The sequence below is a fragment of the Pedobacter alluvionis genome, from assembly GCF_003664035.1.
GTDB classification, from domain to species: Bacteria; Bacteroidota; Bacteroidia; order Sphingobacteriales; family Sphingobacteriaceae; genus Pedobacter; species Pedobacter alluvionis.
Genome location: NZ_RCCK01000012.1, coordinates 55,995 through 80,337, shown reverse-complemented (window position 1 = coordinate 80,337; position 24,343 = coordinate 55,995). Strand labels below are relative to the sequence as shown.

The 24,343-nt window shown below is 37.9% G+C and carries 15 protein-coding genes; 2 read left to right on the top strand and 13 right to left on the bottom strand.

The window, feature by feature from the left end; genetic code table 11:
• Nucleotides 1-155: 155 nt before the first annotated feature.
• Entirely contained in the window at nucleotides 156-1,475 is a 1,320-nt protein-coding gene (locus BCL90_RS14255) for a hypothetical protein (protein ID WP_134380648.1), read from the bottom strand.
• 319 nt (nucleotides 1,476-1,794) lie between these two features.
• Here BCL90_RS14255 and BCL90_RS14250 point away from each other — a divergent pair, with 319 nt between their 5' ends.
• A complete protein-coding gene (locus BCL90_RS14250) occupies nucleotides 1,795-2,037 on the top strand; it encodes a helix-turn-helix domain-containing protein (RefSeq protein WP_121284680.1) in 243 nt (80 codons plus the stop codon).
• A 55-nt stretch (nucleotides 2,038-2,092) separates the two neighbouring features.
• Here the strand turns inward: BCL90_RS14250 and BCL90_RS14245 are convergent, their stop codons facing one another.
• Genes BCL90_RS14245 through BCL90_RS14220 form a run of 6 tightly spaced genes read right to left on the bottom strand, consistent with a single transcriptional unit; the run spans nucleotide 2,093 to nucleotide 11,357 of the window.
• Nucleotides 2,093-3,190 carry an HNH endonuclease gene (locus tag BCL90_RS14245; RefSeq protein ID WP_121284679.1) on the bottom strand — a complete coding sequence of 366 codons (1,098 nt, stop codon included), beginning with the start codon at nucleotides 3,188-3,190 and terminating at the stop codon, nucleotides 2,093-2,095.
• A complete protein-coding gene (locus BCL90_RS14240) occupies nucleotides 3,190-4,842 on the bottom strand; it encodes a restriction system-associated AAA family ATPase (RefSeq protein ID WP_121284678.1) in 1,653 nt (550 codons plus the stop codon). Before BCL90_RS14240 ends, BCL90_RS14245 begins: the two co-directional genes overlap by 1 nt.
• On the bottom strand, nucleotides 4,823-6,550 hold the full coding sequence (locus BCL90_RS14235; RefSeq protein ID WP_121284677.1) for a restriction endonuclease subunit S: 1,728 nt from the start codon (nucleotides 6,548-6,550) through the stop codon (nucleotides 4,823-4,825). Before BCL90_RS14235 ends, BCL90_RS14240 begins: the two co-directional genes overlap by 20 nt.
• Nucleotides 6,550-8,118, bottom strand: coding sequence for a type I restriction-modification system subunit M (locus BCL90_RS14230; RefSeq protein WP_121284676.1), 1,569 nt, complete (start codon nucleotides 8,116-8,118; stop codon nucleotides 6,550-6,552). The genes BCL90_RS14235 and BCL90_RS14230 overlap by 1 nt, the downstream gene beginning before the upstream one ends.
• A 9-nt stretch (nucleotides 8,119-8,127) precedes the next feature.
• Complete coding sequence (locus tag BCL90_RS14225) at nucleotides 8,128-10,923, bottom strand: type I restriction endonuclease subunit R (protein ID WP_121284675.1); 2,796 nt, start codon at nucleotides 10,921-10,923, stop codon at nucleotides 8,128-8,130.
• A 35-nt stretch (nucleotides 10,924-10,958) separates the two neighbouring features.
• Nucleotides 10,959-11,357, bottom strand: a complete 399-nt coding sequence (locus tag BCL90_RS14220; RefSeq protein ID WP_121284674.1) for a hypothetical protein — start codon at nucleotides 11,355-11,357, stop codon at nucleotides 10,959-10,961.
• A gap of 243 nt (nucleotides 11,358-11,600) precedes the next feature.
• Here BCL90_RS14220 and BCL90_RS14215 point away from each other — a divergent pair, with 243 nt between their 5' ends.
• Entirely contained in the window at nucleotides 11,601-12,344 is a 744-nt protein-coding gene (locus tag BCL90_RS14215; RefSeq protein WP_121284673.1) for a hypothetical protein, read from the top strand.
• Between the two features lie 1,279 nt (nucleotides 12,345-13,623).
• On the opposite strand, the gene BCL90_RS14195 is transcribed toward BCL90_RS14215, so the two are convergent.
• From BCL90_RS14195 to BCL90_RS14170, 6 genes are all read right to left on the bottom strand, one after another.
• The gene (locus tag BCL90_RS14195; RefSeq protein ID WP_121284669.1) at nucleotides 13,624-14,535 is read right to left on the bottom strand and encodes a sugar phosphate isomerase/epimerase family protein; all 912 of its coding nucleotides are present in this window, start codon (nucleotides 14,533-14,535) and stop codon (nucleotides 13,624-13,626) included.
• A gap of 6 nt (nucleotides 14,536-14,541) precedes the next feature.
• Complete coding sequence (locus BCL90_RS14190) at nucleotides 14,542-16,080, bottom strand: acetylxylan esterase (protein ID WP_244095084.1); 1,539 nt, start codon at nucleotides 16,078-16,080, stop codon at nucleotides 14,542-14,544.
• A 1-nt stretch (nucleotide 16,081) separates the two neighbouring features.
• Nucleotides 16,082-17,221 (bottom strand): sialidase family protein, encoded by a 1,140-nt coding sequence (locus BCL90_RS14185; RefSeq protein ID WP_244095083.1) that lies wholly within the window; start codon nucleotides 17,219-17,221, stop codon nucleotides 16,082-16,084.
• A gap of 48 nt (nucleotides 17,222-17,269) precedes the next feature.
• Entirely contained in the window at nucleotides 17,270-20,008 is a 2,739-nt protein-coding gene (locus BCL90_RS14180) for an alpha-L-rhamnosidase (RefSeq protein ID WP_166792208.1), read from the bottom strand.
• A gap of 198 nt (nucleotides 20,009-20,206) precedes the next feature.
• The gene (locus BCL90_RS14175) at nucleotides 20,207-22,984 is read right to left on the bottom strand and encodes a glycoside hydrolase family 2 protein (protein WP_121284667.1); all 2,778 of its coding nucleotides are present in this window, start codon (nucleotides 22,982-22,984) and stop codon (nucleotides 20,207-20,209) included.
• Nucleotides 22,984-24,318, bottom strand: coding sequence for a sialate O-acetylesterase (locus BCL90_RS14170; protein ID WP_121284666.1), 1,335 nt, complete (start codon nucleotides 24,316-24,318; stop codon nucleotides 22,984-22,986). The genes BCL90_RS14175 and BCL90_RS14170 overlap by 1 nt, the downstream gene beginning before the upstream one ends.
• Nucleotides 24,319-24,343 lie beyond the last annotated feature (25 nt).

The following is a 24,343-nucleotide window of genomic DNA, read 5'->3' as shown; positions in this document are numbered from 1 at the left end:
ATTGACAGAATTAAAAATTAAACGTCATTTCGACTGTAGCGCAGCGGAATGGAGAAATCTATAAGCGCAATATTAACGGCTTTTATCTTATCGGGTGCTCCTGTCCAACTTGTAAGAAAAACTTACAAGTTGCTCAATCCCAAACACACACCCCATTACCCCCTCTTCACCTCATACCACCGTTCTACCCCCTCAACATACCCCTCAAAAAAATCCTTATAATACCCTTTCGGCACCTGCACCCTAAAATTTACCTTACTAAAAAACCAAACTAGTTTATAATCCATTTCAGCCTCAAGCAAATACCACAAATACGGCCTACCCCTATCGCAAACTAAAAATAAGCCAGGCTTATCGGTATTAAAATGCAGACTTTTCCCTTTTACCTTAAGCTTCAGCTGCAGTTCGTAATAATCGCCCTCATCTTTTAATACGAAACTTAAAACAGGCACATCCATCGTAAAATCAACCAATTTCATATCCCGCATTACAGGTTTGCCGGTAACATTGCGCAGGCCATAACTATAGAAGTAATGTGTAAAACGCTGTTGCATCAATAATGGCAAAGCCTTGTTCCATAACTTAAACAGGGCGAGCTGGTTGGCATCATTAACCGCATTAGTTTTAGCCGCGACCTCGGGCAGGTTGCCATTTGCACTGAAGCGTATGGCCGCTAACTCTTTCATCGCGAAGCAAATGCCGTTCAGCTCCTCCTGTTGTGGCGATAGGCTAATGCCATCCACATCGTTCGCATTAAACACAAAACGTTTAAAAGATTTTACCGTTTTTAGGTAAGCCGTGGCCGCAAAAACATAAGGAATTAAAAAAGGATAATGGTTGGTGTGGAAATTAAGCAGATCGGTATTGGCAAAGCAATAGCCAATGCTAACCGGTGCCAACCGCGCCATGCCGTGTTTATCCAATAGCCTTTCACGCGGTACTACCGCCCGTTCCGTAACATCCGGGAAATCATCACCAGGCCTGAACAAACCGTTAAACCTTTTCTTCAATGTAATGGTAAAACCGCCAGGTTTTTTAACCACATCTACATATTTCGACCGTTTGTTACCCAAAGCAAAACATGTCGGCCAGTAATATTCCTGAAAATCGCAGTAACCACTCCGCATCATGGCACGCAAAGTAAGGTAAGCATAACGCCCGAGGTAGGTTTCATCAGTATCAACACTACAGCTCACCAATAAATGATCGTATTCTACCGCGATGTAACCCCTTGCTTCTTCCCCTCCCAATTTAACATGAACGATCAACAAACCCTGATCAAAAGAAAGCGATTGTATAACTGGCAGATCAGGCTTTTTACCAACGTTGAATGTGCTATGCAATCCGATAACTATCGGATCGATAGCGATCTGATCCAGCACCGCTAACCTTAACACCCTGCTACCTTTTTCGAAAGGCAGTTTGTAAAACTGCGAAAGTGGTTTCCCTGTAATTGTAATTGGTTTAGTCATCATACTCGTATGGTTTTACGAGTCTTGCTGGGAAGCAAAGTCCCTAAATAATAAATGTGGGACTGCTTACCATAACCACATCAAAGTTTCTGACGCCTTACGTTGAAATGGATTTACAGCAGTCCCACATCTATTTCGATGTACAAATATATACATCTACGCATAGATATGGGCATTAATCTGCTGTCTTGCTTCAACGGCGTCAGATTCTGTGGTTGCAAGACTTTTATTAGTACCTAATTATAATATTCGAATATAAATAAAATATTAATAGTAAACAAATTTGTTGACCAAAATCTGTATTATTTCGTGAGTTTGCGATATGAATGACGAAGTTAAAACCTTTAGGAAAAACCTAGGCAAACGAATACTACAACTTAGAGTTACTAAAAAATTAGAACAAACTGAACTAGCTGCTATTCTTGATGGAAAAGACAAACAGTTCATAAACAGATACGAAAAGCAAGGAGCTAATCCAACTGCTTATATTTTAGTAAATTTGGCAAAAGCGTTAGACGTAAGTGTTGATGAATTACTAGATTTTTCTAAGTTAGCGGATAAATAGAAAAAACGCCAATTAATTTAGAGAAGAAAATTCGTTTCGATTTCTGTCTTTGGTATCAAGTTCCTAATGAGAAATTACTTACTTGTAACAGCTTATTTTCAATATCCGGGAGAGCAAAAATGAAAGAGAAATAAATATATTTCAATATCGCCAGTGGATCTTTTATCATCAAACTTTTAGAATCATTAAGCAATCCACTTTTGTATTTTTCAAAGCTCAAGACATCTGTTACTACATTTTCATTGAACTTCTTCAAAACAAAATCAGAAAACCAAGTATCTTCAAAATCTAAAATATATTCTTTATATCTGGTTTTAATTTTGAAAATATCGTCCCAAACATAATAGCAATCAATATTCCCATTGGCTAGCGTAAATAAAATCTTCCAATCTATATCATTCAATAATGTTCCTAAATTTACAGAATTAAATGTTTCTTCAGGTGCAATACTAATGCTCAATTCATCAATAGAATAAGCATTATCGAAAGGAAAAATAACTTTTTGTCTTATACTATTTTTTAACGGCGTATCATATTCTTTTTTTTCATCAGAATTGCAGTCATGACAAGCTGGAAATAAATTCTTGAAATTGATAGAAACGAAAGGATACTTTGCCTTTGGAATGTAATGATCGTAAGCATTTCTTCTTTTTCTATCAGTTTTTGGCTTTAGACTACTGATGCCACAAAAGGGACAAACTTTGCCTTTTTGAACTTTCTTGAACTCGTTAAAATGATCTTGAACATCTTTATATTCATTTCTCAATGCCTGAGGTAAATCATCATACTTGTCCCAAAGCCACGTTAAAAATTCCTTTAGTAGCATTCGAAAATCCTCATTAACTATGTCCGTATATTTTAGCACTTCTATTGTAGTATCATTACACAGATTTTCAATGTTGAGATGATTTGAATAGGCTTTTTTTACGATATCCTTTTCTCCGTTAGGTAGCACAATATATTTTTCCGCGATGTCCTTTAAATAGTCTTTAAACTTGTTTGAAGAATCTATTAAGGTTATAAAATCTGCTTGAAGCACTATATTGATATCGTAAGGGACTGGTTCAACAGCAAACAGACGCTCAAAATAATAGCAAATATTATCTTGCAATTGTTTGATTGGGTGATCTATATCTACGTATGTGTATAACATTATTTCTTCTTCACTTGGCTTAAATAGTTATACAAATCAAATTTTTCTATGCTTTCTCCAAAGTCCATTAAACGTTCTTCCACTTCATCAATTTTTTCTTCCAATAAATCGGATTGAGAGATGTTTCGTATTTCTTTTTTCAATTCTTTCAGCTCATTATTGGCATAGTCAGATATAGTGATATCTCGATCAAAAATCTGCTTCATTAAAAAAGTAATAGAAGTGCCATAAGTCTCATGCTTAGGATTTTCCAACTTTAAAGTCTTACCGTTTCTTACAAACTTATACACATTTTCTTTATGATTATCGCTGATAATAAAAGGTGAATGTGTAGTCATAATCAATTCTTGTTGGTGTATGTTTTCAGGATTTCCATGTGAATCATATTCTTTTCCGGAAACCTTATTGAGCATAGTGACCATTTTAGCACGCCATTTTGGATTGAAATGGGTATCTGGTTCATCCATTAAAAATAAGCAACCATCTTCTTCCATCATCATCACAGAGCCGATGACTTCGTTTAACTGATGCTCACCATCCGAAAACGATTTGTAGTATAGAGTATCTTTTTTATTGTCGTCAGATTTTTGCCTTTTTATCCTGATTTTTTCGATTCTAAATATCAAATCCGAAGGATCAGGCTTGGATAATTCATCGGTGATATTGATGGTTTTGTGAGCATTAGTTACAAATTTTCGAGTCGCTTGCTTTTCGATTAAAAGATTCAAGCTTTGCAATTCGTAAAATGCTTGAAATAATTTAAAAGCTGTTTTGTAATAATGATGAAACGCTTGATGAGTAGCTTCATTAATCATAAAGTCCAATACCAAACATTTCGAATTTGTATCATCTCTCCAGGTAGTTGCACAAGCTTTTAGAGGATTCCATAAGGCTTTCTTTTCTTCTAAAATTTTTAATGCTTCTCGGGTATTGTGCTTATAATTAAACGTAATGCGGAACGAATACAAATCTTCTATACGAAAAATGCTTTTCAGATATTGTAATGGTGCCGTTTTGCCCAAGAGCATATTGGCTATAAAAATGCTGTAGTTACTTTCGGTATCTAAAAAATATAAACGGCGATTAGAACTTTTATTTTCACTATTGACCATTTCTGTAAAGTAATGATACCGCAAACGAGTAAATGGATTGCTCAACAACTCATTTTGTCCCGAAGTGTAAGCAATAATTTTTGAAGGTAAAAATTGTCCAAAATCATCATCTATTACAGTAAACTTATCTTCTCCCGCTAAAGAATAAGACATTTCCAAAAAACCTTCTAAATCCTTTTTGATACTCACATGAATATCTTGCTCAATAGGCAAGTCTAGATTGATTACATCTTCTTTGGATTTATTTTTATAAATCGTATAAAAATTGTTTTCTTTTTTGGGTAAAATATATTCTATCTCAAAACCAAAATTTTTATTTTCGACATAGGACCTTGGGGTATCTTGAAGCTTTGTTCTTTCTAAATAGTAAAAAATCTCTGCTAAAAGTTCTAGAAAATTAGATTTTCCACTACCATTTAAACCAGCAAATACTTTGGTAGATAATTTACTGTCTTCCGAAGCGACATTAAATTCGTAATCCACATTTGCAGGCAAACTACGAAAGTCTTCTCCTAATATTTTAAGGCGTAGTAGTTTCATCTTTTACATGGAAATAAATGCCAGAGCGTTCTTTTTTATCTTTTTTACTGAGGCTTTCTAAATCCTTTTCAGTAAAACTAATATCCGGGATATTCTCTGTTTCTGCGTTATAAAATACTTGTTCTAACTGCAAAAAATAGTTTTCTCTAGTAAGAGCAGTTGAAATAAAGCGGTAAAAATCATCAGCATTTTCGTACTGCGGATTTTTCTTTTGCTCTGCAGAACTGTAATAGTTTACTTGTATATCTAATTCTTTATCTAGAAAATTTAATATCATTTCTGAATTAAAATAATGCCTACTAAAATATTTAATGATACTATCTGCAATTTCTTTAAAGCTATACTGCTCCCAACTTTCCAAGTGTCTTAAGGCTTCGAAACCAAATTCTAATCCTTTGATGTTGTTTTTAGATCTTACTTTCTCAACCCCTTTTTTAGATACTTCTTTTTTTTCAAAAACATCGAATTTATCTATGGGTTCTTTATTAGTAGGAACTTCAATAGGGTTGGGTAGCAAACTATCATCAAAAGGCACTTTGGAAAGATCTATATCTCCCTCAAAAACTTTTTGGCTTACCGAGTTATATAATTCTTCAAAACCCTTTAAATGAGCTTCTTGCTCTGATTTAATGGTTTCTATTTTTTGAGCAATGTCTGCAAATTGGTTTTGAAGTGCGATTGGAGGAAGGATAATAGGTATAGTATTACACACAGTTTTATTCATATACGGAACTGTAGTAGTTGATGCCATTCTATACATATGTGACTTTGATAAACTCAAACAGTACATAGTAAAAACATTGTTCAGTTCAGTTTTACACTGATATGAATGTAATTGTTGATTAGCTACACTAGGAAAATCTGTAACAGAAACAATTCCTAAATCCCCAACACAAGTCATTAAAATGCTTCCTGATGGAATAATTTTTGATTTTGCCTGCTGTATTTCATCTAATGATAAAAAAAGTGAAATTCTATTCTTGTCTAGATGTCCTAAGTTGGTTAATTTATCAGTGGTTACCCAAGGAATATCGCCTGTAAATGATTTTGGTTTATCCCTTCCTGGCACCATTGAATCTGCATATTTTCCAACTTCATCTTTCCTCCATCCTTTTTCATTTCTCACTGGATCACCAAACATTTGATAAAATGTAGCCTTTACCAATTCATCCAATAAATCAATGCCGTTTTTTCGTTCGGAAATGGTAGCTTCTATTTTTTCTAATAGCTTAACAATACGAAGTTGATTTTCGTAGGATGGGAGCGGGATTTGGATTTCTTTTAGATCAGAGATGTTGAAACTAGCCTGATTTACTGATTTTTTAGTAATAGGAATTAGTTGTTTTCTGAATTTATTAGTGAGAAAATAATAATATGAATACTTAGGGAAAACTTTAGATTTATCACTTTTTAAAACTAATAAATTCATTCCGTGTATGATATCAGTATCAATATTTTCAACAACAGCAACTTTTCCTAAATGGGTTACACTATTGATATGTGACATCAATATATCGCCATTTTTTAGATAAAAATCTTCGTATTTATCACTAAAAATATCAGCATACCCAACTCTAGTTAAATCAATTTTATTATGAACTATAGTTTCTATTCGAGTAATCGGCTTCCCTGTTTTATTAGATGATTGTTTTATATTAGCTCCATTCCTAATTTCGAGAAATATATTGTCTAGTTTTTTATATTCCATTACAACATTTTTTCAAGTTCATCAATCAAAGTTGCAATGGTAGCTTGCTTCTGTTTTAAATCTGACATAATATCTGTCGTAGGTCGATGTATTATATCTTCGTACACGTCTTTGCGGTAGCGATTAAAACTCAAATCGTAGCCTTTGTCTACCAATTCTTGCTTGGGCACATAAAAATAACGCTTGGTGCGGTCGGTTGGGTTTTCTTGTTCACGTTTGTTGTAATGTTCTATAATTTTATGAATATCGCCAAAATCACGATTGCCTTCTCTATCAAAACGGTCATTGCGTTTGTCGTCCAAAGTTTTGCCATCTTGCTCCATATCATAGAACCATACACGCTCCGTTTCGCCACCTTTGGTAAATATCAATATTGCTGTAGCCACTCCTGCATAGGGCTTGAACACCCCCGAAGGCATATTGACCACTGCTTTCAATTCACATTTGTCCATCAAGATACTACGCACATTTTGAAAAGCTTTGCCAGAGCCAAACAACACACCTTGCGGAATAATCACACCTGCCGTACCTCCCATGCGAAGCATTTTGTAGATGCGTTCCAAAAACAAGAGTTCCGTCTTTTTGGTATCTGTAGTAAAACTTTCGTTGATTTCGGCTTTATCTAAACTTCCTGTAAATGGCGGATTGGCAAGCACCACGTGGTATTCGTTATCTTCATTGTAAAACTTGCTCAGCGTATCGGTATAGTCAATATTGGGATGCTCAATACCATGCATCATCAGGTTCATTAAACCTATACGAATCATATTTTGGTCGATGTCAAACCCATAAAAGGTCTTTTTGTTCAACACTTCTTTGGAGGTATCATCTACCAATCGGTCCGCTAAAGTACCACGAGTGAAACCATAGTTGTCTAATACTTGGTGTTCTGCAGAGGTAAATTGTGTTAAGATATATTGGTAAGCCGCCAATAAAAAACCGGCTGTACCGCAAGCTGGATCTGCGATTTTATTACCTAATTGTGGTTTTACCAATTCTACCAACATCTCTATAATATGCGTAGGTGTACGGAATTGTCCATTTTTACCTGCGGTACTGAGCTGTTGTAAAAGGTATTCATAAATATCTCCCTGAGCATCTACAAAGCGGTCTTGTGCATGTAAAACATCGTATATTTCATTTATCTTTTTTACCGCTTCTGTTAGTAAACTGGGCTTGGGTATGATGAAGACCGCATTGTCCATGTGCTTGGCAAAAGGGGAATCAGTTTCGCCCAATGTTTTGATAAAAGGAAAGATACGGGTTTGCATTAATTGATACATTTCATCTGAAGGTTTGCGGGAAAAGTTTTTCCAACGCAGTTCTTCTTTTGCAATGCCTTTGTCTTCTTCCTCACCAGGCAAGAAAAATTTACCCTCAAATATTGACTTGTATTCTATTTCTAAAAATGTGGCATCTCCTTGTCGTTTTTGGTCATTCTCATCTAGTTGCTTCATAAACAACAAATACGTGATTTGTTGTATGGCATCGATTGGATTACTTAATCCACCTGACCAAAATTTATCCCAGAGCTCGTTTACTTTACTTTTAATTTCTTGATTATCCATTTTTAAAAATTATGCCGCTAAAGCATTTATAAATTGTAATATCTCTTCCATCCTTTTCCCGTCAAAAACCCCACGGATTCCATTGGGATGAATTCGGGTAAAGGGCGCTGAGATTAAATCTTTGCGTTCTACACGTCCCTTTTCTATCAGAAAAGTTTGCAAAAGTCTTAAAAAATCCAACTGTTTTACACTTAAATCTGATTGATTGGCAATGAAAGTATCAAAAGCTTTGGTGATGGTCGTGGGGAAATCTTCTAAAATCTCGATTCCCAAAATATGTTTAATAAATTGTACCAAAGCAGCATTTCTATTATTGTATACTTTTCTGAGCAAATCCACCGTAATGTGCGGACTTTCGTGCGATAGCAGCCAAGTCACTTCTTCAATTTCTATTTCGGAGATTGGCTCATTGTTTTTTATTTTTTGCAGAACTGGCAAATCACTAAGAAGTATTTTTATCTTTTCTTCCACCATTTCCTTATAGCGTTCTATGCTTACGGCTTCTTGTTGTGGGCCAAAAACTACCCTTTCTTTTTCTAAAAGTACATCTACAAAATTGTATTTAGCAGGAAGCATCCTCATTGTACCTTCACGATATATCATCAAAGGAGCTAATTGCTCCACCAAATTTGATAATTTCTTTTCTGTGATGGTATTCCAGTAATAATCTGTTTGTGCTTGTTGTATCAAGTCTTTATGTTTGGCAACAGTATTGACGCTTAAAGGCAATTCTGAAATCTCTTCGACAATGGCATTTTTTAAGGCTTCAAACTTCTTTTTATCTTCTTGCCAGTGTGCAATAGAAATTTCCACGATGTCTTTTTCAAAACGCATGGCTTTAAAATCTATTCCGCTAATGGTGCGGAACAGAGGACGAATCGTCTCTTGCAAAAATCCCAAGCCGCCGGGGGTCAATTCGTTATAAAAGGAATCCTCTTTTACTCGCTCTACCAAAGTAATCGCGTCCCGTATCACGATAGATTGCAAGGGTAAATCAGCAATCGCTTTTTTGACTTTATTTAAGGTCGGTTCTACTATCTCAGTATCGGCCAATTCTAAGCCTATCGCTAACTTATCTACATACAAGCCAAACAATCGTACGGGTAAAGGAACTTGAGTAGTAGGATTTTTTCCTTTAGGATTAAGTTTGAAATACTCAAAATTATCCCAACAATCCAAAATCAAAAAACTTTCTTTTTCGGTACACCAAGGCTTTATTTTGGTAGGTTCTAGCAAACGAGTGCCTCTTCCTATCATTTGCCAAAATTTGGTATACGAATAGACAGGTTTGGCAAACACTAAATTTGTAATTTCTCGTACATCAATACCTGTATCCAACATATCTACGCTGATAGCTATTCTGGGTAAATCTTGATTTTTGAATTGGTCCAGCAATCCCCCTTTACCATATACACGAGGGTCATCGGAGACAATCACTTTTGCTAACTCTCCAGCATATTCGGGATAAAGCGAATTAAATATTTCTTCTATACGCCTTGCGTGTGCTTTGCTGATACAAAAGAAAATAGTTTTACCGGGCAATACACCATTGTGGTCTTTAATGGATTCCTCCATAAATTCACGAACAATGAGTGTATTGGTACCTTTATTGATTACTTTTTTTTCTAGTTCGGTTCCTTCATAATTGATTTCTGCTACTTCCTTTCCTTCCAAAATCAACTTCTTTTGGTCTTCTAGAGAAATGGTTCTCTTATTAATTCCTTCTACTTGAAACTTGGTTTTAATTTTCATTACCTGAAAATCGCAGAGATAAGGCGGTATGTGATTCACAGCTTCTTCATACGAATAAGCAAACGTAGGTAAGCCATCTTCACAATCAAAAATCTCAAACGTATTGTGGTCAATCACATCGGTTGGTGTGGCAGTCAAGCCCAAAGTAATGGTATTGAAATATTGCAATATTTCTTGATAGGTATTGTAAATACTTCGATGGCTCTCGTCAACTATAATTAAATCAAAAAAATGCGGACTTATTTTGGTGTTTTCATTTCGTATCACATTCAAGATCGTGGGATAGGTAGAAACATATATTCTTCTATCCGTAGCAAAATTAGTTTCTTGATATTGCGGCCAACGCGGCTCATTTGGTAAATATTCTTTAAAATCATCTAAAGCTTGCCCTTGTAAAGCAATTCTATCCACCAAAAACAATACCTTTTCTATCCAACCGCCTCGCATTAGAGCATCAATAAGAGCAATCACAGTTCGGGTCTTACCTGTGCCCGTCGCCATAATAAGAAGAAACTTAGAACGTTTTTTCTCTAAAGATTCCATTACGGAACGAATTGCACGAATTTGATACTCTCGCCCTGCAATTTTAATATTAATAAATTCTTGTGATAAACTTTTACGATGTTTTCTTAGATAAGCATAACGCTCTAGATCATCACGAGTCGGAAAACCATAAACTCTTTTTGGAGGATAGTTGTCTAAATCCCAAAAGTATATTTCATGACCATTCGTATAAAAACAAAATGGCAATTCACCTCCAGACTGTTTTTGTAAATGATAACAATACTGCTTTGCTTGCTCTCTACCAATAGCGGCATCCACAATAGATTTCTTAGCTTCTATTACCGCTAATGGTTTACCATCCTTTCCAAGTAAAACATAATCACTAAACTCAGCCCTATATTTAATTACTGGTTCGTTAATAATGTGGTGATCTTCTGTAGATGTAGAAATTAAAAACTCTTCTATAACTTGAGTGCGATCATGGATATTCCAACCTGCTTTTAGCAGCTGGCTGTCGATAATTTCTTTTCGAGTATATTTTTCAGTCAAGATAAGAGCTCCTTATTTTTATTAAAATAATTCGATTAATAAATTACTTTTTCTAATCTTTTATTAAAATAATCTGTTCCTTTTTTGAGCAACTGTTCATAAATAAGCCCTGATAAGCCTTCCATGTAAATTGGCACACTTGTACCATTTTCCAAAAACTGATAGCTAAGCACCTTTAAACGATACTCCTCCTGTTCATCTAATATTTTAGAAATTTCTTGGTATATAAAACTTTCTAATATATTGAAAGAATCAAACCTTTCTGTTTGCAACTGATAACAAAATTCTTCCCACACATTTAGTAACCCCAAGTCTGATCGCATTAAATCTTTAGGAGCCGATTTTAATCGCCTTTCAACTTTTCTAATTATTTCTTCTAAATAAACAGATGAGGCTTCATCTATCAGACTCTCAGCAACTTTTAATTTACTCATAAGATATTAACCAGATCAGTAAAAGTATCAATAAATGTCTCACTTTTCAAGCTTCCTTTCATAAAAGTTTACATACTTAATTAGAAGTATAATAATCTATTTACACAAAGAAAATCAATCAATCTTTGCTATTTCTGCCAGTTCCTCTCAAAAAAAAAATCTCCACTCCTTTTAGTTGTAAAGAAAATAATATTAACTTAATGCCAATTAATCTATTTTATTTACTTTTTAAAACTACATTTTATGTCTAAAACGAATGAGACCGGCCACGCCAAGAACGTAGCCAATTTCGAAACCCTCTTAAGTTATTTAACCGGTTATGGTGCCGTGTACAACCCCAGCAATGCCAACATCCAGCTGAGCAGTTTAACCGAGAAAGCCACCGCAGCCAAAACCATTAACGAGCAGGTGCACGATGCTGCCGCTAAAAACAGCAATGCCATAGCCCTGCGCGATCTGGCTTTTGCACCCTTAAAAAAGTTGAGTACCCGCGTGCTGAGCGCCGTTAAGGCCAACAGTGTAGCCCAACAGGTATTGGATAATGCCGTAAGCCACCACCGCAAAATACAGGGCCAAAGGGCAACGGCCAAACTCACAGCCGAAGAAAAAAATAACCTGGCCGCCAGCGGTACGGTGGTTAACCAGGTTTCGGCCTCGCAACAGAGTTACGATAACCTGCTCGATACGCTCGATAAACAGATTAAACTGTTAGCCACCATACCGCAGTATGCACCTAACGAGGTAGATTTGCAGCTGGCCAGCCTCACCAGTTTATATAACGATTTATTGCAGAAAAACCGCGATGTGGTAGCCAACAGCTCGCAGTTGAGCAGCCTGCGCATTAACCGCAATAACGCGCTGTACGATACAGAAACCGGTATTGTTGCCTTGGCGCAGGATGTGAAAAATTATGCAAAATCTGTTTTTGGCTCAACCAGCCCCCAATACAAACAGATTTCGGGTATCCCGTTCCGAACCCTGACCTAAAACACCGATAATACCCTAAAAAATCATCCCTAATTTACTTCCTCATTCCACTTTAACAGATCCCAAAACGGCTTACTGTTTCTCTTTTATGCAATGCTTAACCGTAAAACGGCTCATTGCAACGCCTAAACTGTCGACCGCAACGTCTGAACCATCGACCGCAACGTCTGAACTAACGATTGCAACGTCTGAACTAACGACTGCAACCTCTGAACTAACGACTGCAACCTCTGAACTAACGACTGCAACCTCTGAACTAACGACTGCGACCTCTGAACTGTCGACCGCAACGTCTGAACTGTCGACCGCAATGTCTGAACCATCGACCGCAACGTCTGAACTAACGATTGCAACGTCTGAACTAACGACTGCGACCTCTGAACTAACGACTGCGACCTCTGAACTGTCGACCGCAATGTCTGAACCATCGACCGCAACCTCTGAACTAACGACTGCAACCTCTGAACTAACGACTGCAACCTCTGAACCATCGAACCGCAACGTCTGAACTATCGACCGCAACGTATGAACTATCGACCGCAATGTCTGAACTATCGACCGCAATGTCTGAACTGTAAATCAGAAATACGACAACGAGAATAGCTTGATAGATTACTCCTCCGAACGAGTTCTTTTGAAACATCTACAGTCGAATAACGGGTCGATCAAAATAACGGTAACTAAAAGATCCTTCGCTGCGCTCAGGATGACAAAAAACCGGAGGAAAATACAAGGAGGATGAATTGATCAAGATTGAAACAACGCGATAAATCCGCTGCACTATGCTATCTGCACCCTGCTATCCGGCCTGGCAGATTTCCGCCGGAAAAAGCATGGAAATCTTTGCAGTTTCCCCTCATACCCCACAGCCTAAGGCAGGATCAAAGCGGGAGCGGTGGAATAAGCAAGGCTAAGAGCCTCGATGCTGCCGCAATTAAGATTTCCGTAGCTTTTTACAAGGAATTGCGCAGCAATCTTTTATACCTATAAAAACAATATGAACACATAAAAAACGGATGCAAGCCTTTCAGTTATGCCTTGTTGTTGCTGTTTTTTAAGGCAGGCATGCTTTCGCTGCGCTCAGGTTTGTTTCTTTTGGCTTGGCCCAAAAGAAAGAGCCACTCGGCGGCGGTGAACCTGTACCGATTTTTCATCGGTAGCCGAGGCAAGACTGCGTGAAGGGCAAGAAAACCTTTAATTGTTATTCTGAACGTAGTGAAGAATCTTTCAATCAAAAGATCCTCCGTACCTATCAATGACAGACTCCAAAAAAAGGTCGTCATTGCAATGACGATGCATTGTTTTGAAAAATTGATTTCAGGTAGCTGGTATTGGCTGCGAAATTATATTTTACGTTTGTAGGTTGTTTGGCATCGCGGCTTCTTTCTACAACCAGCCAACCACTCCAGCCCATATCATCAAGTGTTTCTTTTACTTTATGGAGATTAATTTTCAGATCGTTTTGTAACCAAACTCCGTCTTCATTGGTTGCATGGATTTGAATGATGTTTTTCTTTCCTAAAATCCTGAGTTCTTGATGTAAATCTCTACCATTTTTTATCGCATTAGAGAAATTGAAGTAGCTTTTAACATATTTAGAGCCAACATCTTTTAATAACTGTAATTCCCCTTTTGCATCTAAAGCACTTTCGATTCCAATTGTAATTCTGGCTTTGGCAGCCATTTTTCCAGCAACTTTTAACCTTTCTACAATAGGTTCGCGCAGTTCTGGATTTTTAGTTAAATCGCCTTGAATACCCAATGGAAGAAAGACCACTTTAATATTCATTGCTTTAGCGGTATCTAAACAGTCCTGAATCATTTTCTGATAAGTTGGTCGTTTGGCAAATGATTGCGCATAAAAACCAGTCATCGCTAAGGAACAGATTTCGAGGTTTAGCTCTTTTGCCTTATCCAGGTACTCCTGTCTGATTTTTGGATCGGCTAGTTTATTGTCGAAGGTTTCCCGATCGCCCAAGCTACCCATATCAATTTCCAATCCGTCAGCACCGATTTCTTTTGCAAGCGGCAAAGCACTGATTTTCTGACGCTTCAAGATCATTAGATCAATGACGGCAACTTTAAAACGATTCTTTTTCTCTGTAGCTAAAAGCAATTGATCTGGAACCATTAAACCACCTGTTAACAAGGCTATGCTACCAATAAAAGATCTTCTATTTTGATGTTGCATATCCAATTATTTGCTTGTACTTAATGGGAATAATTTCTCCAGGTTTTCGAAGCCCATTACCGCATTTTTAGGTAGTTTTTCGCCCTTATCACCAAAAACATATAAGGCATTTTCTTTTTCGATGGTTACTTTACTTTCATCGTATTTACCGGTTTTACCTTTAACGGCAACAGCATTTAACTTGAAGTTTTTGATTAGAAAATCGTATAATGCAATACGCTTATTGATCCCAAAATCGTGCTTCTCATCAGGAAGGTGAACATTCTCGACCTTATCTTTAGCACCATAATAACTGTACATTTTTTGCAGGTAAGGGAAATCGTGTTCAGGTGTATGTGCCGTCCAATCGCTACCATCTGACACCAATAATTGCGGACGTGGAGCTGCCATAGCCGCTAACTCTACGTTATCGGTCCCACCTCCACATTGATGAATGGGCATCCCGCTTTCGCATGGACAACCGCCATAAAAGTAAGATGACATCGCCACTACCGGCGCACTTAATTTAATCCGGTCGTCCATAGCGGTCATCAAAATAGAATGACTTCCGGCACCCGATCCACCGCTGATTCCGATCCGGTTAATATCTGTTTCTTTCAGCGAGCTGAAATAATCCAAAATCCTGATACCACCTAAAGCTTGAACGGTCTGTGCCAGGCTTCTGCGGTGATCTTCGTATTTAAACTGCAACATCGATTCGCCCCAGGCAAACAGATCGTAACTAAAGGCCATCGCCCCCATTCTGGCAATCATAGCACAACGGATCTGGCAATCGGGCCGGTAGCGCTGTTTTTCCCAATGTCCGTCCGGACTAAGTACAACAGGAATTTTTCCTTTAAAGTTTAATGGTTTGTATAGTGAACCGTTGATCCATACTCCAGGTAAAATTTCTAATGCAATGTTCTCTACCGAATAGCCATCGAAAATTCTTTTTGCCGTTACAATCGGTTTTGAATTTGGTTTTGCAGGTAGCGGCGACAGCAGTAAGGCTTTGTACAGTTCGGGCTTAATTTCTGCTTTACGTTTTTCCCAACTTGCCCGATCATGATATTTTGTAGCCAATTGGTCTAAGTACGCCCAACCATCCTGCACTTCCCAACGGTAATATTCGTATTCCTTTAATTTGTAAACACCAGGCTTTTCTTTGTTCACTTTCATATCCAAAGGCGTAAGCACATTAGTAAGTGTTTCGTCTACATCTGCCCGGAAACGCCAACCTGCATAGTTTACCCATTTATCCTTCACCTGCGGTTCTGAATATTTAATTTGTACTTTAAAACGCGTTTGAATCTCGTTCAAAACATCAAGAAGTGGTTTTTTATAGCGGTTATCGGTGTTTTGGATTTGGGCGGAGAGGTTATTTACAGCCGATATATAGGCAATAAATAATATAGCAAAATATCTAAGCACCCTGCCCGTCATTGCGAGTGCTGATTTTTCATCAGCCGAAGCAATCTTTCTTGACAGGATAGATTGCCGCGTCGTGCCTCCTCGCAATGACGATCGCCAAAATCTCGAAATGACGTTTTTAATTAAATTTATCATCCTAACTCTCCTCATTTTTAGTTTCATTAATCACTGGCGCAGTATAACCTTTTAGTTTCGGCCAGATACCATTTTTAATTTTCTTCAATTTTAACTTTGATAGATCTACCACTACATGTTTTATTTTTTCCCTTCTCCAGGTATAAATAAAATGTAACAGGCCATCAGCAGTCTGAATAACAGCCGGATAGGAATACTGGCTGATCGGTGAATCTTCCAAAATTAAAGCTGCAGACCATTCTTTGCCGTCTTTGGAAACGGAAACATTTAATGGTGTTCTGGGACCTTTTGCTAAATCACCCGGAGGCAAAACATGGTTATACACCAATACCTGCCGGCCATCTTTCATGGTTACGGCATCTGTACCGGAATTGTTATTTGGCAAGGTTGTTTTGGTTAATGCCGACCAGGTTTCACCGTTATCGTTTGACCATGCTTCTACGATTGCACGGTTGGCAGTTCTTGCCAGTAGCTGCAACTTTCCGTTTCCATATTGTAATATACTCGGTTGAATGGCTTTAATGCCGTTTTCAGGAAGCGGGCCAACTTTTCTCCAGGTTTTACCGTTGTCTTTTGTTACTTCAAAATGGATTTTCCAGCCATCACCCTCTTTGCTCGATGGCGCAAAAAGATTTCCATTACTTAATAAAACAGGCTTGTTTTTTACAGGGCCAATATAACCATGGGGTAGTTTAGTGGCATCAGACCAGGTTTTCCCACCATCTTTTGAAGTTTTCATCATGCCCCACCACTCAGATGGTTTTGGTCCGATTTTATAAAACAGTAACAAATCTCCTCCAGGAACCTGGTATAAAACCGGATTCCACGTTGGTAATCTTTTAGCATCAGGCTGAATGCCATTGGCAACCGAGAATGGTGCTAACCATTTACCATCTACAAAACGGCTGATGTAGATTTCTACATCAGGGTTTCGTTCTTTTGTGCCGCCAAAAAATGAAGCGACTAAACCTGTCGGCGTTTCTGCTATTGTAGCTGAGTGACATGAGGGGAATGGTGCCTTATCGTATAAAAACTCTTGTTTTACGATTCCTTTTTGCCATTTCTCTACCTGCGCATTGGCACTCGTCAAGACTGCAAAAATAAAGGCCAGTGTAATGTGTATTTTTCTTTTTAACATCATGTTTATTTATTAAAAAAAGGTCGTCAGCAATGACGACTTATTTCATTTTTATTTCCGCTCTACCACAAAAGCATAATTGCCAGAACCAAGCTCATAAACGGCCCTGTTATTCTCCATTCTTATAAATTTTAAATCTCTTATGGATTTCAATTTTTCTGAAATCTCATTTTTATTATTTGCAGGAATACACACCATTGCAGTTGTATTTGCGGGTATGGTTACATTCCACTTAAATTGATCGGCTGTTTTGGTATAACTACTTTTTATCAAACCATAAACCGAATTGTAACTGGCATTAACTGAATTTAAGCCATTGATCATCTCTGGCTTCATGATGATCTTTTTAAAAGCTGCACTTTCTGATTTTATACCAGCCAGATTTTCATAATACCAGATCAGTAGATCGCCAAGCATCATCACGTGGTTCTGCGAATTCATTTTCGGATCGGCTGTATTTCCATTCCAGAGTTCCCAAATGGTAGTTGCGCCGTTATCAACCATGTAACCCCAACCTGGATAAGTTTTTTGGGTGGCAACGGTATAGGCCAAATCCGGACGGCCATAATCGTTTAAACATCGCATTAACCACTGAATCCCCACTAAACCATTGCTCAAATGCCCTTTGTTTGTAACCTCAACCGTGTAAGTAATGCGCTTAAAAACTTTATCTACTTTGTTCTGAGGAACCATCCCGAAGTAAAGCGGAATGATGTTATCGGTTAATGCATTTGAAGCATAATATCCTTTGTCGTTGTAATATTTCTGGTTGAAGGCTTCCTTGATATTATATCCCAGAAGCTCATATATTTTTATATCTTCATCGTTGCCGCTTACCTTCGCAAATTGCATCATCAATTGGGTGAAATGATAATAATATGCTGTCGAAATCAATTCAGACGGATACTTTTTATCTGCACTTTTACCACGGCCAAATTCGATGGTAATGGGCGGCATACACCAATCGCCATAACTATCTTTGGTCAAAATATAATCTTTCATGTAACGGTCTTGCATGTAAGCCAGCCATTTTTTCATTGCTGGATAGTTGTCCCGTACGGCCAATACATCACCAGTTTGCTTGTATAACATTTCAGTAACTAAAAGCATAGCTCCGGGCCAGGTCATGTTGTCGCTGTAGTAGCGCCAAAAAGCGGGTGCAACATCCGGAATGGCACCATCTTCCTTTTGCGAGTTTCTGATGTCCTGCAACCATTTGGCATAAAACCGCCCGTTATCAAAAAGAAAACTTTCACCATAAGCCACGGCGCCTCTGTCGCCTAACCAAGGCATGCGTTCGTTGCGTTGCGGACAATCAACCGGAATCCCCTTGTAACTCCCTGCAATTCCCCACCAGGCATTTTTGAAAATCTGATTGGTCAGCGCATCCGAAGTCTCGAAGGTTCCAACTGTTTTAATGTTATCGTAAATCATTTTGCCTACAAAATCATTTACTGATGGTTGGTAAGGATATCCTGAAAGCTCAACATATCTAAACCCACGGTAAGCAAAAGTTGGTTCCCAGGTTTCTGATTCACTTCCCTTTAAGGTGTATAAATCGGTACATTTTGCATTGCGAAGATTAGCGGTAAAAAGTTCGCCATTATCTTGTAATGATTCTGCAAAACGCATTTTGATCTGTTTGCCCTTTACGCCTTTTACCTTGATCTGTAACCAACCCACCATGTTTTGACCCATATCCAAAATATACCGGCCACCAAAAAGTTTGGTGATTGAAACAGGCTTAATGGTATTCATCACTTTCATGTTTTCATTCATCTGGGCCTCAATGGTTCCGGTTGGTTCCTGTACAAATTCTGCTTTCGCCCACTTGCTATCATCAAAACCTATCCTGTTCCAGCCTGAAGCTTCTTTTGTAGCATCATATTCTTCTCCATCATATTCGTTATTGGTTCTGATCGGCCCATCCGTTGTACCCTTCCAGCTATCGTCGGTATCAATATTCACTGTTGTTCCGTCAGTATAAACAATGTTGATGTTCATGAGCATTTTCGGAAAACCAAATGTTTTAATTTTATAAGGTTTCTCATTTTGGCGCATCGCGAAGAAACGGCCATTTCCGAGTATGGCACCCACTGCATTTTTACCATTCTGAAGGTAACTCGTTACATCGTAAGTGTTATATTTTACGTTTTTAGTATAATCTGTAGGTGACGGAGACAATACATCTTTCCCAACTTTCTTTCCGTTGATGTAGAGTTCGTATAAACCTAAGCCAATGATAGATGCTGTGGCAGACTTGATTTGTTTCATGCTCTGAAACTCCTTTCTGAAATATCTTGCTGATAAACGTGAATCAGTTTTAATATTATCCCATGGGAAAGCCCGGTCGAAACCAATCCAGCCCTTAGGCCAATCTTTGTAATAAAGCAAACCCATGGAAAAAGAGTTGTTAGCCGACCAATCACTTTGACCAGCGGTTGTCCAAACTTTAACCTTCCAATAGGTTTTCATACGGCTTCTTAATGCCATACCGTTATAGCTTACATGGATAGATTCTGGTTCGTTAACCTTTCCTGAGTCCCATAAATCACCCTCATTCGCCTTTAATTTTTCTGCAGACGATGAAACTAAAATTTGATAAGCGGTTTGCAGTACATTACGTTCGTTAGAAATGATATGCCAGGCGAAGCGAGGTTTTACAACATCAATGCCCAACGGATTTTCGAGCATCTCGCAGGTGGTGTTTTGCAACGAGACTTGCGCCATCACCTTTGTAAAGGATAGGAACCAAATGCTGATGATCGCTATGTATATTTTAATGTTCATTACGCTTCGCGGTTGATTACACCGATTATTGGATTACACAGATAATTGATTACACTAACTCAGTTATTATTTATTTGCTCCCGCTGATTTTGAAGATTTACGCATACCAATAATTTTCTCCTCTGCGTAAATCCTCGTTATCTGCGGGCTATTCTTCATTTTGCTTTGCGAAAAACTTAGCGTTCTTTGCGGTTAAACCTATCTACCTGAAAAATCAAAATACAAAGTCATATTCAATGCCCTTCCCGGATCTTTATCAAAATCGTAATAAATATTCTTCATTCCCATTGGTCCTGTTGTTTCTGGTTTTTGTGTTTTTGTACCAATTGCCGAAATGGCATTCATAAAGGAAATATCACCATCCGGAAATGTCGGACTCATGTTATCATATTCTGTATCTTTCGATTTTTTAGGTGTAAATAACCTTAAAAAAACATCTTCCCGATCGGTTACAACTTTGAATGATTGTTGTTTGCCAATAAATTCGCACCAGTACATATTTGAATAATACCCCTTAAATTCGGGATATTGCCAGGGTGCTTCACCGGTTGCCGAATTGTTATAATCCTTTTTCCAAATGCCGAAAGCTGTGCCTTTAATCCTGTTTTTCCAAACGCGGTATGGTCCGTTTCCTTTATATTCAACTGCTTTGATTTCTGTTTCAGGATAAGAAAAGTTAAGTCCAACAAAAGTGGTAAAGTAATCCGATGGGAAATATTTTACCTCCATTTTTAACCATCCTGACGGATAAATCGTCCACTGTAGCGTATTCCAGCTTTCCTTTTTATCAAATTTAGATGAAATCACTAAGTTCTCGCCATCCATTTTCTGAGTAAAACCTTTAAAGTTATTTACACCTTTCTGCAAAATCGGACCGTTCGAAAACGGAATTACACCTTTGGCATTCCTGGCCTGTTGCAACAAACCCGTTATTTTGTCGAAAGTCAGATCAATACCGTTAGCAGATACCTGGTAAAATTTAGCGTCTTCTTTCAGATTGACTTTTGAAGAACCTGTTTTTACAATAATTTTCTCTGCTTCATCTTTAGGCAATGCAATGGGAAAACTCCAGGTAAACAATTCCTTACCATCTGGTGCATTGGCAGTTAAGTATAAAGCATCAAAGCTTCTCCAATCTGATGGAAGATTAACCTGTAATTTTCCTTTTTCGAATGGTTTAATGTTTGGTGCATCGGCTTTGCCAGATTTGAATGCTGCATCATCACCAGCTTTTAACTTTTTTAACTTCCAATCAAAAGTACATTGATTGAGGTTGGTAAAAGCATAACGGTTTTCTAATGTAAACGAACCGTCAAAGCCTGCTGTCATTTCTCTTTTTTCTACAAAAACAGGACTCCAAATTTCTTTAATGGTAAAGAAACTACCTTCTTTTTCGTGGTAAGGTCCAACAATTCCGTCAGGGCCATGGTTTCCGTCAGTATCTAATTCGCTGTTTTTATCCGTACGCACCACCGCCTGGTCGGCAAAATCCCAAAGGAAACCACCAGCAGAAAGTGGATTATTCCACATGGCATTCCAGTAATCTTCAAGGCCTGCGCCATGACCGCCGTCCCACATACCATGCAGAAACTCAGTAGGCATTAAAATGTTGTGCCCGTGATCGTAATTACCAATTCCGTAATTAAACTCTCTGTAGTGTGTGGTTTCAAATCCACCAAAAACTTCCCATGGATGAATTAAAGGTCTTTTTTGAAGATCTTCTTCAGCAAAAAGGTGATCGAGTTCGCGATTATGCCCACCCTCATTTCCATTTGCCCAAAATATAATTGATGGATGATTTTCATCATTCAACATCATTTCTTTCATTAATTTTGTTCCGGTTGGTGTATCATAAGTGCCGTGCCAGCCAGCCAGTTCGTCCATCACAAACAAACCCAGCGAATCGCAAACATCCAAAAAATGAACATCAGGCGGATAATGCGACATCCGAACGGCATTCATGTTCATTTCTTTCATTAGTAAAACGTCGGCAATGCTGATTTTTTTACTCGTTGTTCTGCCCGATGATGGGTAAAATGAATGGCGGTTTACACCTTTGAATTTCATCTTCACTCCGTTTACATATACGCCATCACGTTCTTTTACTTCTACTGTTCTAAAACCAATCTTTTTTGAAACCTGGTGAACCGCTTTGCCATTTTTACTCAGGGTAAAGTTTGCAGTGTACAAGTTTGGAAACTCTGACGACCATAATGCCGGATCCGAAAACTGATGATTCAACTTTACACTTTTACTTCCCTTTTTTATTGGAGTGGTAAATCTATTACCGAATCTTTTTCCATCTTTCCCTAAAAGCTCCACCTCAACTTTATCTGCATCACCAGTATAATTTAATTGCGCATTTAAACTGCCATCAGCTCTTGCATCGATCTGAATCCTATCGATATGATTTTGCGGCGGCAGCGATTCGAGATAAACAGGTCTGAAAATACCACCGAAGATCCAGAAATCAGCCTTACGTTCAGCTTCATTAACAGATTGATTTTCAGAATGCTTAAATACTTTTACTTCAAGTAAATTATCATCGCTAAATTTAATCAGTTTGGAAATGTCATATTTAAAAACATAAAATGAACCCTGGTGAATCTCTCCCGCCAACTGACCATTAATTTTGACTTCGGTATCGGTCATTGAGCCTTCAAAAACGATATTAATTTCCTTATTTTTCCAGGCGGTGGGAACCTTAAACTTGTACTTGTAAAGTCCTTGTTCTTTCCCTTTATTTTCCTCTTTGTTAAAGCCATAATTATATTTCCCAAAACCTTGTAATTCCCAGTTTGAGGGTACTGGAATGGTCGTCCATTTACCAGAATTTGCTCCAGCTGTACAGAAGAAATCCCAGTTAACGGTATTATCATTTCCGGTTCCTGATAGGTATAATTTCTCTGTTTGCTGTGCTTTTACCGAGCAAAACATAGTTATTAAACACCAGAAAAGTATAAATCTGCGTTTCATTAATTGGTTTTAAAAGTTTTAATTAAGGGATTATCGGTACGGAAAGGCAAAGCAGGTAAACCATTGCTATAAAAGTTTCCTGAAGGGTTTTGCGTCCAGTTATAGCGCACAGCCATTGGCCTTTCAACTTCTTTTGAAGAAACGATAAGCTTTCCATCTTTTACGATCGCATCAGCATTCACAAATTTCCCGTCATTTCCTGCGATGGTAAAACCGGTAATCGAACTAGGCGAAGTTGCTTTTAAATAATCGAAGTCCAATAAAGCTTTTCCATTTTTAAATGACACTGATTTATAAACAGGTCCAGAGAAATCATTTTTTTGATTATAGGTTTCGGCTAAAGCCCAAAGCGCCAATCTTCTTCCCACTTCCCACTTGTATGTTGGGTGCAGATCTTCGTTGGAATCGGTTAAATCATTTGTAGATATCATTCCGGTATTTGACAACCGCAACAATTGTGTTTGGGCTTCCCAAAATTCAGGTTCTGTATTTTCATCAACAGGTACTTTACCTTTTGTTTTGGAATAATTGAAAGGCGCAATCTGAACATAGTAAAATGGCAGATCGTTTTCTTTCCAGGCTTTCCTCCAGCTATTGATTAATACTTTCATTTTATAAGCATAGCTGATTTTCTCGTTCAGAAAACAATTGGTTTCGCCCTGATACCAAAGAAATCCGCGGATTTTAAACTGTGTTAAAGGTTCAATCATCGTCGGATAAAATTTACCCGGATCGTTTCCTACTTTTTGGTTTTTGAAGTAATCTTCCTGTGCAAATGCATTTTCTGAAATCCACGGTTCAATTGCACTCCCTGGAATGGCCGAAGAGATCATCCCGACAGGAATACCTAATTTATTCTGAATTTCTTTCGCGAAGAAATAACCGACAGCTGAAAAAGCACGTAAAGCTGAATCCTGCGCTAATGCCCAGCTTTTATGAATCGAATCAGGTTTAATTAAGGTTTTTCGGTTAACCAGGAAAATCCTGATCTGATCGTTTTTTGCCTTTGCAACTTCATCAGACGGGAAACCTAGTTTTTCATTCTTTAGTTTCGGGATTTTGGCCAGTTTGCGCATGGCATATTCCATATTGGATTGACCTGAGCATACCCAAACTTCGCCTATCAGAATATTGGTGAGTTCGATCTTATTTGAGCCACTAATGGTCATTATTTGAGGTTTTGTAGCTGTTTTTAATGGTGCTAAAACCACTAGCCAATTTCCGTTTTTATCGGCAATAGCTTCTTTTTTATGGCCTGCAAAACTTACTTCTACTTTTTCGCCTGGCGAAGCAAAACCCCAGATATTGATGGGTTTTTCGCGCTGCAAAACCATATTGCTCGATAAAATTTGAGGCAGG

What these genes read in the sequence shown, in the direction of transcription:
- BCL90_RS14245 (WP_121284679.1), bottom strand. Translation starts at nt 3,190, where the DNA reads ATGTTATACACATACGTAGATATAGATCACCCAATCAAACAATTGCAA.
- BCL90_RS14250 (WP_121284680.1), top strand. Translation starts at nt 1,795, where the DNA reads ATGAATGACGAAGTTAAAACCTTTAGGAAAAACCTAGGCAAACGAATA.
- BCL90_RS14220 (WP_121284674.1), bottom strand. Translation starts at nt 11,357, where the DNA reads ATGAGTAAATTAAAAGTTGCTGAGAGTCTGATAGATGAAGCCTCATCT.
- BCL90_RS14175 (WP_121284667.1), bottom strand. Translation starts at nt 22,984, where the DNA reads ATGAAACGCAGATTTATACTTTTCTGGTGTTTAATAACTATGTTTTGC.
- BCL90_RS14180 (WP_166792208.1), bottom strand. Translation starts at nt 20,008, where the DNA reads ATGAACATTAAAATATACATAGCGATCATCAGCATTTGGTTCCTATCC.
- BCL90_RS14235 (WP_121284677.1), bottom strand. Translation starts at nt 6,550, where the DNA reads ATGGAATATAAAAAACTAGACAATATATTTCTCGAAATTAGGAATGGA.
- BCL90_RS14185 (WP_244095083.1), bottom strand. Translation starts at nt 17,221, where the DNA reads ATGATGTTAAAAAGAAAAATACACATTACACTGGCCTTTATTTTTGCA.
- BCL90_RS14230 (WP_121284676.1), bottom strand. Translation starts at nt 8,118, where the DNA reads ATGGATAATCAAGAAATTAAAAGTAAAGTAAACGAGCTCTGGGATAAA.
- BCL90_RS14170 (WP_121284666.1), bottom strand. Translation starts at nt 24,318, where the DNA reads ATGGTTTTGCAGCGCGAAAAACCCATCAATATCTGGGGTTTTGCTTCG.
- BCL90_RS14255 (WP_134380648.1), bottom strand. Translation starts at nt 1,475, where the DNA reads ATGATGACTAAACCAATTACAATTACAGGGAAACCACTTTCGCAGTTT.
- BCL90_RS14215 (WP_121284673.1), top strand. Translation starts at nt 11,601, where the DNA reads ATGTCTAAAACGAATGAGACCGGCCACGCCAAGAACGTAGCCAATTTC.
- BCL90_RS14195 (WP_121284669.1), bottom strand. Translation starts at nt 14,535, where the DNA reads ATGCAACATCAAAATAGAAGATCTTTTATTGGTAGCATAGCCTTGTTA.
- BCL90_RS14190 (WP_244095084.1), bottom strand. Translation starts at nt 16,080, where the DNA reads ATGATAAATTTAATTAAAAACGTCATTTCGAGATTTTGGCGATCGTCA.
- BCL90_RS14240 (WP_121284678.1), bottom strand. Translation starts at nt 4,842, where the DNA reads ATGAAACTACTACGCCTTAAAATATTAGGAGAAGACTTTCGTAGTTTG.